Raw genomic sequence first — 13,089 nt, forward strand, 5'->3', positions numbered from 1 at the left:
AAAGCGACAAGCGACGAGATAAGAAATTGAAAGGGCCGGCATCCGCCGGCCCTTTTTTATTATTTGAGGGTTTTTATTGGAGGGCTTGTAAGATGTCGTTCAGGATATCGTCCTTATGTTCCAGTCCCACGGAAATGCGGATGAGGCCAGGCGTGATATTGACGGCGGCCCTTTCTTCCGGGCTAAGCTTGGCATGGGTGGTGCTGGCCGGGTGGGAGGCGATGCTGCGGGTGTCACCCAGGTTGGCAGTTTTCGACAGCATCTTCAGGCTATCCAGGAATTTGCGGCCGGCCGCGAGTCCTCCTTTCAGTTCGAAACAGAGGATCCCTCCGCCATTGAGCATTTGTTTTTTGGCGATGGCATGTTGGGGGTGGCTGGGGAGGAAGGGGTATCTGAGGAATGAAATGGCGGGATGTTTTTCCAGCTTTTCCGCGATGTAGGCGGCGTTGGAAGAATGCCTTTCCATCCTTACGTCCAGGGTTTCCAGGCTGCGGCTGAGAATCCAGGCGTTGAAGGGGGAGAGGGAGGGTCCTGTACTGCGGCAGAACAGGTATACCTCGTGCACCAGCTCTTTTTTGCCTACGACCACGCCGCCCAGCACGCGGCCCTGGCCGTCCAGCCATTTGGTGGCGGAATGGACGACAAGGTCGGCGCCGTATTGGATGGGTAACTGGCCGATGGGGGTAGCGAAGCAGTTGTCTACGTTGAAGATCAGGTTGTGTTTGCGTGCCAGCTTGCCGGCGGCTTCCAGGTCGATGATGTCCAGCCCCGGGTTGGTGGGGGTCTCCAGGTAGAGCATTTTGGTGTTGGGGCGGATGGCTGCTTCCCATTGCTGCTGATCACCGGCGGGGACATAGGTATATTCGATGCCGAATTTCGGCAGGTATTTGGTGATGATGGTGTGGGTGCTGCCGAAGATGGAGCTGCAGGACAGCAGGTGGTCGCCTTTTTTCAGGAAGCTGAGGAAGGATGCCACGATGGCGCTCATCCCGGAGGCGGTGGCAAAGCCTGCTTCGGCGCCTTCGAGGGCGCACATGCGATCTACAAATTCCTGTACGGAAGGGTTGCTGAAGCGGCTGTATATATTGGCATCTGTCTCATCGGCAAAGGCGGCGCGCATTTCTTCTGCATCGTCGAAGCAAAAGCTGCTGGTGAGGAAGAGAGGGGAGGAGTGTTCTTTTTCTTCTGTCCTCTCTGTGCGGATGCGGATGGCCTGGGTGATGCGGTGTTGTGGCATGGTAGTGATTGATTGTTGAGCTGCAAGCTGATAGCTGCAAGCTACAAGTGGAATGAATATATTAGCTTGAGGCTTGTTGCTTGTCGCTTGGGGCTACTTTCACTTCCCAGGTGATGCTGGCGTTGGCTGCCTTCAGGGTGGCGGCGACGGAGCAATATTTATCTATGGACAAAGCACAGGCTTTGTAGGCCTTATCCGGGTCGACATCCCCTTTCAGCTCGAAAATGATATGGATATTGGTCCAGAGGGAGGGCTCTTTACCGGCTTCGCGTTCGCCGTCTATGAGCATGCGGAAGCCTTCAACGGGCTGTCTTTGCTTTTTCAGGATGGATACAATGTCGATGCCACTGCAGCCGCCGAGGCCCATCAGGAGCATTTGCATTGGGCGTATACCAAAGTTCTCCCCTCCTGTTTCCGGGCTGGTGTCCATGCGGGCAATGTGCCCTGCAGCGTCTTTTGCTTCAAAGCCATAATCGCCATTGACCCTGTTGACCTCTATATGGATCATAATTTAAATTTCGGCAAAGGTAACTCATGTTGTTAATTTGCACCTTATTTCTGTACATGAACCACCTTAAATATGAACAGTCTTTTGAACTCGAAAGCGGGGAATCCTTACCTGGTATAGAAATTACTTATCATGTATACGGCCATCTGAATGAGGATAAGACTAACGTTGTATGGGTTTGTCATGCGTTGACGGCCAATTCTAATGCGGGGGAGTGGTGGCCAGGGGTCGTGGGACCGGGGGGGGCGATCACGCCGGATAAATATTTTATTGTCTGCGCCAATATACTGGGGTCCTGTTATGGGAGTACCGGGCCTTTGAGCACTGATCCCCGGACCGGCAAGCCCTATTATCATGAATTCCCCATGATCACTATCCGAGACATGGTAAAGGCGCATATCCTGCTGCGCAAGCACCTGGGGATCGAGCGGATCCATCTGCTGATGGGCGGGAGCATGGGGGGGTACCAGGCATTGGAGTGGGCAGTAATGGAGAGGGAGCGGATCGACCGGCTGTTCCTCATTGCCACTTCGCCTACGGAAAGTGCCTGGGGGATCGCCATACATACGGCGCAAAGGCTGGCTATAGAGGCGGATGGCAGCTGGAGGAATGCTTCCCCGATGGCGGGGAGCGCCGGACTGAAGGCGGCCAGGGCCATTGGGATACTGACTTACCGGAACTACGGCATCATGGTGCAGAAGCAAACGGACCCAGACACGGAAAAGCTGGATAACTTCAAGGCTTCCTCCTATATCACCTATCAGGGGGATAAACTGGTCAACCGGTTCAACGCCTATTGTTACTGGCTATTAACGAAGGCAATGGACAGCCATCAACTGGCCAGGGGGCGGGAGAAGACGTTGGAGCAGGTGCTGGGAGGTATAACGCAACCGGCATTGGTCATCGGGATCGGAAGCGATATCCTTTGTCCCCTGGAGGAGCAGCGTTTCATTGTGAAGCATCTTCCGGATGCCACGCTGGTGGAGATCGATTCTGCGTATGGGCATGATGGATTCATGGTTGAGGGGGCGACTATCGGTAAGTATTTGGAGGAATGGATGGGAAAGTAAGTGTAAGTTAGAAACTAATTGCATATAGAGGAAAGATATACGGTCCCGGTCCTGCTGCGGCAAATCGCAGACGGAGATGAGAAAGCATTGGCGACCCTCGTCCGTCTTTACTGGAAGAATATTTATGGGCATGCGTTGTCCTGGCTGAAGTCGGCGGAGGAGGCGGAGGAAATTACCCAGGATGTCTTTCTCAAGATCTGGCATTCAAGGGACCAGGTCACCCAGTTGGACAATTTTGAGAATTGGATATTTATCATTTCCCGTAATACTATATTATCGGCTGTCAGGAAGAAGCTCAGCCGGCCAACTTTTCTCCAGGAGCAGGAGATGGAGGGACAGGCCCTGCGTCCTGACCAATGGCTGGAGAACAGGCAGCATTACCAGGTCCTGCTGAACGGCATCGATCTATTACCGGAGAAAAGACAGCAGATATTCCGGATGAGCAGGCTGGAGGGGCTTACCCATGAGCAGATAGCGGAACGGGTGGGGATCCATAAGGATACGGTGGCCCAATATATTGTCAAGGCTGTCGCCTTTTTAAAAAGTTATTTACGGGAGCACATCGGAGATAGCCTGATCGTCATAATCCTGCTTGGCGGCAACTATTAAAAAAATATTATTCTTTCACTACTCAGTAAATCCTTTTACCGGCGTCTTTAAGTATGATGAGTGATCGTTTGCATCATTTGCTAAGTGTCTACCAATCGGGCCAGCTGACGGAAGATCAGCGCCGGGAGCTTGTCTCTTTGCTTGAGAACGAGGAGGGGGAGGCGTTGTTTGCCGGTGTTATCGGTCAACAGCTGGCCAGCGGTATATTTTCCCTTGAAGGAGATCTGCCGGGGACTGAGGAAAGGATCGTAGAAGGTGTGATGGAAAAGGCCGGGACTGCAAGGAGGGCGCCCATCCGCCGTGTTCCTTTCGTCCGAAAATGGGGGTGGGCCGCGGCCGTGCTGCTGGTATTTGCCGGAGGTATTTACTGGTGGAAGGCCGGCAGCAAGGCTGATCGCTCTGTTGCCGCGGAACATCCGCATGAGCAGCATGATATTGCCCCGGGGAGCGATAAGGCCGTGCTGACCTTATCGGATGGAACGTCGATCGTGCTGGACAGTGCCGCCAATGGCGCAGTTGCCAGGCAGGGCAATGTTGCGATCGTCAAGCTGGCTGGTGGGCAGCTGTCCTATTCTTCACAAGGCGCTGCGACGGGTGAGGTGATGATGAATGTCATGCGTACACCCCGTGGCGGGCAATACCGGCTGGCCCTTCCCGATGGAACCCAGGTCTGGCTTAATGCGGCCAGCTCCATCTCTTACCCGGCCGCATTCGTGGAGAAAGTGCGGAGGGTGAGGATCAGCGGCGAGGTCTATTTCGAGGTAGCAAAAAATAAAGAGCAGCCATTTGTGGTAGATGTGGAAGGAGGGTCGTCGGTGGAGGTGGTGGGAACTAATTTCGATGTGAGCAGCTATGCAGATGAAGGGCAGGAGCGGACGACGTTGCTGGAGGGCAGCGTCAGGGTGGTTGCCGGAGCATCTTCCAGTGTCGTGCTCCGGCCTGGTCAGCAGGCGAGCGTGCAGCTGAACCGGCTGAAGGTTGCCAGTAATGTCGATGTGGATAAGGTCATGGCCTGGAAGAATGGGTTATTCAATTTTGAGAATGCCAGTCTGGAAGAGGTCATGCGTCAGCTGGCGCGATGGTACGACATTGAGGTCGTTTATGAACGGGGAGTCCCTCCTATTCAATTCCAGGGAGAAATCAGCAGGAATATAAATCTATCCAATCTTTTGAAAGTGCTTGCCAGGGCTGAAGTTAAATTCCGTATCGATGGCCGTAAACTGATCGTCTTGCCTAGTTAGCTATTTTACCTTATCGTATGTCTGCTCAATAAAAAAACCGCCATGGATTAGGGCCCATAGCGGCGATTTGTTGAGGGTCGACCCAATTCTGAAAAAGTCCAGGACAGACTATTTTCTCATTATCAACCCAAAACGTAACGAAGTTATGCAAAATGCTGCTTATTGTTTCCGGCCTGCCTGGCGGGGGCACTGGTGTATCAACCAAACTGTGTTAGTGATGAAGCTGACTTTTATTCTTTTGACGGCCGCGCTGCTGCAGGTGCAGGCCAGGGGCCTGTCCCAGTCCATTACGCTTTCGGGCAGGAATATGGATATGAGGCAGGTGTTTGCTGCCATCAAAAAGCAAACGGGCTATGTGGCATTCTTTAAAAAGGGGCTGCTGGATGACGCCCGGCCTGTATCCGTATCGGTGCATGACATGCCGCTGGCTGAATTCCTGGATATGGCGCTGAAGGACCAGCCTTTTACTTATCTGCTCCTGGATAAGACCATTTCCCTGTCCCGTAAAACCCCTCCGGTCATTGCCGTCCCTTTGGTTACCCGCGTCGATACAGCCGGCGATGGGACAGGGAAGGTGTTACTGGCAGGAAGGATACTGGACGCCGACGGCAAGCCGCTGGCAGGGGCCACCATTGCCGTCCGGAAGTCGAAGAGTTCGGGCACTTCAGGCGTTGACGGCAGCTTTGCGCTGAATGTGAGTGCGGGGGATGTGCTGACGGTGAGCTATGTGGGGTTTGTATCGCAGGAAGTGAGACTGAGAGCCCGTGAGTTACGGGATGCCCTGGTCATTCGTCTGCAACCGGGCAACAACAACCTTGACCAGGTGCAGATCACCGCTTATGGTACGACCACCAAGCGTTTCAATCCCGGGGATGTGACGACCATCACTGCAAAAGAGATTGAAAAGAACCCGGTGAACAATGTACTGGAAGCCATCCAGGGGAAGGTGCCGGGATTGTTCATCGAACAGGGGACGGGGCAGCCCGGGGGCGCATTTACACTGCGGATGAGAAGCTCCCAGAACTTTAGTTCGGGTGCGATAACGCCACTGATCATCGTAGACGGTGTGAGATATCCCACTGGTACGTTGCCTTTGTACGACAACAACAATTATGGCACCGGTAACTTTCTGCAGGGCGGCAACGGGCTAAATTATCTCAACCCCAATGATATTGCCAGCATCGATGTGCTGAAGGATGCGGATGCAACGGCGATATACGGATCGTCGGGCGCTTACGGGGTTATTATTATCACTACGAAGAAGGCAAAGCCGACGGCCCCGACGCTGAGCGCCAATATTTATACCGGCGTGTCGATCAAAGGGGAAATGCCCAAGCTGATGAATACGCAGCAATATATTATGCTGCGAAAGGAGGCTGTAAAGAATGATGGTCTTACCATCGGGTCTTCTGACCTGGATATCAATGGTACCTGGCCTGCAGACCGGAGCCATGACTGGCGGAAGGTATATATGGGAGCTTCTGCCCAGTCTACCAACGCCAGTCTTTCCTACAACGGGGGAGCCAGGAACACCACCTATGTGATCGGAGGAAGTCTGCAGGACTACGGCAATATCCAGCGGCATAAAGGCTCATTCAGGAACGGCTCGCTACGGTTCTCATTGAATACGGCAACAGTGGACAATAAATTCAACCTGTCCCTCAGCGGCAGCTGGGTTTCCTCGAAGAGCGATATGGTGCCTTATGATTTTTCACAGTCACTGGCACTCGATGCGCCCAATGCTCCGCCTGCATTTTTACCGAATGGTAATATCGACTGGGTAGGAGCCGGCAGTGATCCCCAGGGGCCCAGTAGCGCCGCCAATATCAACAGGACCTATAATAATCTGACCAGCAACCTGCTGGCCAATGCCACCCTGGAATATAAGCCTGTTAAAGGGGTGACGTTGCGATCTGTTTTCGGGTACAATGAGATCATGTCCAAAGAGCTCATCGGTTATCCCACGACCACGATGGCGCCCACCAATCAGGGGGCTGCCCAGGGCACGGTGAGCGTCTTCAATCACTATGATATCCGGACGGTGACCGTCTCCCCGTATGCGGCATACGACAGGACCTTATGGAAAGGGGACCTGAGCATCAAGGCAGGGGGGGAGATCACCGACCGCCTGACTTATAAGGACAATATAACAGGCACGGGTTTCGCATCGGATGCGCTTTTGAGTAATCCGATGGCGGCCAATAGTACTACTTCCGCCTATGGCCAGACGCCTTTCCGGAGCCTGGGCTTTTATGGCATTGTGAAATATGTCTGGGACAAGAAATATATTGTTGACCTCAATGGCAGAAAGGACGGGTCGACAAAGTTTGGCCGCAACCACCGGTTTGGCAATTTCGGTTCCATTGCAGCGGCATGGATATTCAGTGAAGAGCAATTTATCAAGGACCATCTCCCTTTTCTCAGCTTTGGGAAGCTGAGGGCCAGCACCGGCGTGGTGGGAGGAGATGCTATCAGAGATTATATGTACCTGAGCACCTATACCGCGATCAACGGAACCTATGACAACAAGCTGGGACTGGCGTCGGGCGGACTGGCCAACCCCAACCTGGAATGGGAAAAGAACAGGAACAAAGAGGTTGGCCTGGAGCTTTCCTTCTTTAAGGAGAGGATCTTTGTGGAAGGGAACTACTATCGGAATGTTGTTTCCAATCAACTGCTGGAGAGGCCTATTTCGACTGTTACCGGCTTTGGCGGGTATGCCCTGAATTCCGATGCGGTGATCCGGAACAGCGGTTGGGAAGTATCGCTGAGCACCACCAATATAAAGACGAAGGATTTCAACTGGACCACCCGCTGGAATATCTCCCTACCCACCAGCAAGCTGATCACGGCCCCCACGCTGCCCAAGCAGAATACCAATTATATTGTGGGCAAACCGTTGACGGGGATCCGGCTGTATAAATATGCGGGGGTCAATCCTGCCACCGGTCTTTTCAGTTTTACCAATGCGAAAGGGGTTACAGGGGATTATTACTACGAACTGACGGAGGATGACAAAACGGAATTCGTGGACCTGGCGCCCAAATACTACGGAGGTTTTTCCAACTCCTTTACCTATAAGCAGTGGTCGCTGGATGTATTTTTCTCCTTCACGAGCAGGAAAGGGTTTAATTCGCTGGCACAAGCCGGTTACTTGTTCGGGTATTGGGGTGTCAACGGCACAACGGACTGGCTACGCCGCTGGCAAAAACCGGGAGACAAGACAGACATGCCGAAGGTGAGCACGAACATTTTGGATGGGTATTTCCGGCTACAGTCTTTCAGGAGCAGCACGGGGGCTTACACGAACGCCACGTATGCACGGCTGCAAAACGTAAGCGTCCGCTATCATTTCGATCAGCGCCTGCTCAAAAAGCTGCATCTGGGCGACCTCACCGTCTACCTCCAGGGGCAGAACCTGCTGACCATTTCCAAATTCGGCGGACTGGACCCGGAGAACCTGAATGCTGCTGTCATACCCCCTTTGCGCGTATTTACGGGAGGGGTCAATCTTTCACTTTAATGCTTTTATCAAATGAGAAAAACAATTCAACTTCTTATATCGATGGTTCTGTCAGCCGTCCTGGCGGGTTGCAACAAGTATTTGGATACCCCCCTGCCTGCCGGCACTATTTCAGAGGAAAATGTATACATCTCGGATAATTCCGTGTCGGCCGTTGTGACGGGAAATTTTTTATCACTGGTGAAATCGAGCCTGTCCACCGGCAGTCTGTCCAATTCGACAGGACTGTATGTGGATGAGCTGCTGGACCTCAACACGGGCTTTCCCAATCCCTACTATTCGAATGCCATACAGGCCGCCAATGCAGGGCAATGGACGGATGCGTATGCCAACCTGTATTATGTCAATTCCGCGCTGGAGGGCATTCGCGGCACCGCTGCGCAGCTGTATTTTAAGAACCAATGGCTGGGCGAGACCTATTTTCTCCGGGGGGTGCTGTATTTCCACCTGACCAATCTCTACGGGGATGTGCCTTTGGCCCTGACCCCGGACTATGCGATCAATAACAAGCTGAGCAGGGCCCCGCAGAGCCAGGTGTATAATCAAATCGTGTCGGATCTTACGCAGGCAAAGGACCTGTTGAACAGCGGTTATACGGATGGATATGGCGCTGCTACTTCTCACCGGGTAAGGCCCAACAGGTATGCGGCCATGGCCATGCTGGGGAAAGTATATTTGTACCTGCAAAAATGGGATAGTGCCTCGGCCATGGCGGATTCTGTGATAGCTAACGCCGGAGTCTATTCGCTGGAGCCGGTCGATAAGGTATTCGGGACAAGCAGCATGGAGACGATCTGGAGCCTGGCGCTGCCCTCCAATGAAAGCAAAGGGTACCAGTACGGCTATTATAATAACGGGATGCCGAACCCGATCGTATCGCCCAATACGCCCGGGACCTATAACGTCTATGCGTCCCTGAACACGGACCTGGTGAATACTTTTGAAGCCGGGGACCTCCGGCTGAGCAATTGGGTGCGTGAGGTGCCTGTGACGGGCGTCACTCCTGCCGTCACCTATTATTTCCCTGGCAAGTATACGGCTCCGGCGGCCAGTGATGAGAATGAGATCATGCTGCGTCTGGCAGAGATCTATCTCATCCGGGCGGAAGCGCGTGCTCACCTGACGGATATTGCAGGGGCGCAGTCGGATCTGAATAGGGTGAGGACCAGAGCAGGACTTGCGAACACCACGGCGACGGATGCAACAGCGTTGTTGGATGCCATTCTGCGCGAGCGGAGAGTAGAGTTGTTCACGGAAGGGGCCAGCAGGTTCTTCGATCTGAAAAGGACAGGCAATATCGACCCTGTGATGACCGCGTTTGCGCCTACAAAGATCAGGGTCGCGACCTGGAGCCATTATATGCAGCTGTTCCCTATCCCATTGAACGATCTTATACAGGACCCCAATTTAACCCCTAACCCTGGTTATCAACATTAAATTATAACAGATGAAGAAAGGAATTTGGATAGCGTTGGCGCTGGCTCCCCTGTTGAGCCGGGCCCAGGATCCTGCATGCAGGATCACGGTGAATTTAACCGGTTTGAAGGCACCTGCACGGGCCTACCTGGTGAAAGAGTTTGGAATGAACGTTCAGCAGACGCTGGACTCGGCCCGCATGAAGGAAGGGAAGCTCTTTTTAACAGGAAAGGTGACAGATATGCCCCAGAAGGCGGAGATCGTGGTGGATCATACCGGACAGGGGCTGGCGAACCTGGGTAGAAAAGCGGATGTGCTGGTGGTATACCTTGAGAAGGGACGGTTGTCGGTGAGCGGGAGAGATTCGGTGAAGTATGCAACTGTTATGGGCTCCCGGCTCAATATAGCATATGCACGGTATCGAGCGGCTGTGCTTGAGGGGCCTCAAAAGATGATGGACGAGCTCGATGCTGCCTATGTAGTGGCTGCGGGGAGCCCGAAAAAAGATACTGCCATTGTGGTTGCCATCATGAACAAGGCAAGACGTGTATTAGAACAGCTGGATTCCTTAAAGTATGTCTATATCCATGGACATCCGGATTCCTATTTCAGCCTGGAGGCATTGGAGGAAGTGGCGGGTGAGGATATCGATCCGGGTAATATAGAGCCGTTGTTCAACGGATTGTCCGAAAGGCTCCGTAGCACCAAAGCCGGGGTGGCTTTTGAAAGAAGGATCCATGAGCAAAGCGTTACTTCCATCGGAGCGATGGCGCCGGATTTTGTGCAGAACGATACGGATGGAAGGCCGGTGAAATTGTCCGACTTCAGGGGAAAGTATGTGCTTGTGGATTTCTGGGCATCCTGGTGCGGCCCCTGTCGCGGGGAAAATCCCAATGTGGTCAAGGCTTATAATAAATACAGGGAGCGGAATTTCACTGTCCTGGGCGTTTCGCTGGATGGTAAGAAAGCCGCCTGGCTGGCTGCTATCAAAGCGGACAGTCTGACCTGGACGCAGGTGTCGGATCTACGGGCCTGGGAGAATGCTGCCGCCAGCCAGTATGGCATTAAGGCTATCCCTCAGAATTTCCTGATCGACCCTGCGGGGAAGATCATTGCCAGGAACCTTCGGGGAAGGGAGCTGGAAGAGAAGCTGGAGAAGCTGCTGGCATCAGGCAGCTAGTCTTGTATCCTCCGATGAAAAGGGACAAAAAACCTGGTAAGAGGGGAAACCTCTTTTACCAGGTAAGCTTCCCCTGGTAGTAATCCAGCACTTTGGTGCGGAATATGTACGTGTATTTTGCAGCCGACAGGTTGACATTGGCTGCATCTGTTCGGTTCTTCGCCAGTATATATACATCTGAATTGATGACGCCTTCGGTAAAGCGGATCTCCGTGGTGCGGAAAGATTCTGCGTAGGCTGCCGCCTGATCCATATAGGACTTATACTGTTTGTAGGCTGCGATCATATTCTGATAAGCTGTCTCCACATTCTGCTGAAGGACGAGACGGGTGTTCTCGGAAAGCAGCTGTTGATTTCTCAGGTTGATCCTTGCCTGTTTTACCCTGTTGCGTACCTGGAGGTAATTGAGGATGGGGATATTCAGCTGCAGGCCGAACTGTGTGTATTTATTGTTCCTGAACTGGTCGCCGAAGGGGATCATATGGTCTGCGAAGTTCTGGTTCTTTGCTATGACATCGTAATTGGTGCCACCTACGGTGACAAATTGGTTGGTGACGTCATTGGATATGCTGGTGGGGATCTTCGTCGTTGCCTGATTGGAATAGGAAGTATTGATGCTGCCGAAGAAAGACAAGTTGGGGTAATAAGCGCCTTTCGCTGCCAGCACTGCTTTCTGGTACGCGTTGACCCTCAGCTCGGCTGCGCGGATGGAGGGCATGGTCTGCAAGGACCTGCCATACACGCTGTCAGGGTTGTCGTTGTATTCGGATACATTGAGTGTAAAAGCATTGGGATCGTATTCGACATCGCGCTTGTAAGGGACATTCAGCAGATTGAAGAGATTGATCTTGGCTGCCTCGAGGTTGTTGGTAGCGGTGGCGATATTCGCCAGGTCGCCAGCATACTGGCCTTTCAGGTCCGTGAGGTTCGACAGGAGCAGCAGGGCGCCGGATTGGTTGAGGGTGTCCAGTCTGGCCAGCTGTACGGCATCGACGTTGGCCTGTTCCTTTGCTATGGCCAGCAGGTCGCGGCTGCTGAGGATCTGCAAATAGGCCAGCAGGACGTTGAGCGTGATGTTATTCTTTTGCTGCTGCAAATCCATTTTATTGGCTTCGTAGGCAAAGCGATATTGCCTGATACCATTCTGGATGACGAAGCCATTGAAAAGGGTTAGATTGGTATTGACCCCATAGTTGCCTGAGTTTACCTGGGTATTGGTGTATTGATAGGTATAGGGGTTCAGGCTTCGACCGTTGCTGATGGCCTGGCTGGCGGAGCCATTGAGGGTAGGCAGCATATAGTCCCATGCCTGGTTGTAGCTGACCTTGCCTGACTGCAGCTGGACATCTGCCTGATTGACCAGGAGATTGTGTTTGATGGCAATAGCAACGGCCTGCTGGAGGCTGAGAGAACTACCCACCCGATCGGCGGTGTCGGAGCCGAGGGTGGTCTGGGCCTGGGTCCTGGTAAGCGAAAAGAGTACGGCTATGCTTAGAAATAGATGTTTGCAATTCATGTCTTGTTCTTATTAGATATTGTTGTCGATCCTGCCGTCCAGGAGGTTGATGATCCTGGAACCGTAGGCTGCATTTTTCTCCGAGTGGGTCACTTGTATGATCGTTACTCCTTCATTGTTCAATTGTTTGAATAGCTCCATGATCTCTTCGCCTTGTTTGGAGTTGAGGTTGCCGGTGGGTTCATCCGCGAGCAGGAGCTTGGGTTTGCCGATGAGGGCCCGGGCGATGCCCACCAATTGCTGCTGTCCCCCGGACAGCTGGGTGGGGAAAAGGCCTTTTTTTCCTACGATCTGGAACCTGTCGAGGATATCGGCTACCATGGCCTGTCTTTCGGAGCTTTTGATGTTCTGATAGATGAGGGGCGTTTCGATGTTCTCATAAACCGTGAGCTCATCAATGAGATGGTAGGCCTGGAATACGAACCCGATGTACTGCTTGTATAGCTGGGAGCGTTGTTTTTCTTTCAGTGTATGTACGGCCTGGCTCAGGAAATAATACTCACCTTCGGAGGCGTCGTCCAGCATGCCGATGACGTTGAGCAGGCTGGATTTACCTGAGCCGGAGGGCCCCATGATGGAGACGAACTCCCCTTCCCTGATCTCCAGGTTGATGTCCTTCAGAATAAAATTAGGCTTACCGCCTACGTTGACCCATTTTGAAATGCGCTTTAGTTCGATCATTTTGTTTAATTAGTGAGTTAAACCGATTAATGTTCTTTCAATCATATGCCAGAATGCTAACTGACTGTAATATAGGTATTTATGCCTAAATGGCCGGGCTAACAGTCC

10 protein-coding genes are annotated in these 13,089 nt (G+C 52.7%); 6 read left to right on the forward strand and 4 right to left on the reverse strand.

Annotated features, from left to right (window positions below; genetic code table 11):
- Positions 1-73: 73 nt before the first annotated feature.
- Positions 74-1,237: a trans-sulfuration enzyme family protein gene (locus tag Q4E93_RS14500; RefSeq protein WP_303586345.1), complete on the reverse strand. Its 1,164-nt coding sequence runs from the start codon at positions 1,235-1,237 to the stop codon at positions 74-76.
- A 61-nt stretch (positions 1,238-1,298) separates the two neighbouring features.
- The gene (locus tag Q4E93_RS14505; protein ID WP_303586346.1) at positions 1,299-1,745 is read right to left on the reverse strand and encodes an OsmC family protein; all 447 of its coding nucleotides are present in this window, start codon (positions 1,743-1,745) and stop codon (positions 1,299-1,301) included.
- A 56-nt stretch (positions 1,746-1,801) separates the two neighbouring features.
- Between Q4E93_RS14505 and metX the strand changes: the two genes are divergently transcribed.
- The 6 genes from metX to Q4E93_RS14535 all read left to right on the forward strand — a co-directional run bounded on the left by metX (position 1,802) and on the right by Q4E93_RS14535 (position 10,784).
- Positions 1,802-2,815 carry a homoserine O-acetyltransferase MetX gene (metX, locus tag Q4E93_RS14510; RefSeq protein WP_303586348.1) on the forward strand — a complete coding sequence of 338 codons (1,014 nt, stop codon included), beginning with the start codon at positions 1,802-1,804 and terminating at the stop codon, positions 2,813-2,815.
- Between the two features lie 18 nt (positions 2,816-2,833).
- Positions 2,834-3,424: an RNA polymerase sigma factor gene (locus Q4E93_RS14515; RefSeq protein ID WP_303586350.1), complete on the forward strand. Its 591-nt coding sequence runs from the start codon at positions 2,834-2,836 to the stop codon at positions 3,422-3,424.
- Positions 3,425-3,477: 53 nt separating this feature from the next.
- On the forward strand, positions 3,478-4,665 hold the full coding sequence (locus tag Q4E93_RS14520) for a FecR family protein (protein WP_303586352.1): 1,188 nt from the start codon (positions 3,478-3,480) through the stop codon (positions 4,663-4,665).
- A 145-nt stretch (positions 4,666-4,810) separates the two neighbouring features.
- On the forward strand, positions 4,811-8,188 hold the full coding sequence (locus Q4E93_RS14525) for a SusC/RagA family TonB-linked outer membrane protein (protein WP_303586354.1): 3,378 nt from the start codon (positions 4,811-4,813) through the stop codon (positions 8,186-8,188).
- Between the two features lie 12 nt (positions 8,189-8,200).
- Positions 8,201-9,625, forward strand: a complete 1,425-nt coding sequence (locus Q4E93_RS14530; protein WP_303586355.1) for a RagB/SusD family nutrient uptake outer membrane protein — start codon at positions 8,201-8,203, stop codon at positions 9,623-9,625.
- Between the two features lie 10 nt (positions 9,626-9,635).
- Complete coding sequence (locus Q4E93_RS14535; RefSeq protein WP_303586357.1) at positions 9,636-10,784, forward strand: redoxin domain-containing protein; 1,149 nt, start codon at positions 9,636-9,638, stop codon at positions 10,782-10,784.
- A gap of 55 nt (positions 10,785-10,839) precedes the next feature.
- Here Q4E93_RS14535 and Q4E93_RS14540 read toward each other — a convergent pair whose 3' ends face one another.
- Together Q4E93_RS14540 and Q4E93_RS14545 are read right to left on the reverse strand one after the other, a co-directional pair.
- Positions 10,840-12,300, reverse strand: coding sequence for a TolC family protein (locus Q4E93_RS14540; protein WP_303586359.1), 1,461 nt, complete (start codon positions 12,298-12,300; stop codon positions 10,840-10,842).
- Positions 12,301-12,312: 12 nt separating this feature from the next.
- On the reverse strand, positions 12,313-12,981 hold the full coding sequence (locus Q4E93_RS14545) for an ABC transporter ATP-binding protein (protein WP_303586360.1): 669 nt from the start codon (positions 12,979-12,981) through the stop codon (positions 12,313-12,315).
- Positions 12,982-13,089: the final 108 nt, after the last annotated feature.

It is taken from the genome of Flavitalea plasmicola (genome assembly GCF_030546645.1).
Classification (GTDB): Bacteria; Bacteroidota; Bacteroidia; order Chitinophagales; family Chitinophagaceae; genus Puia.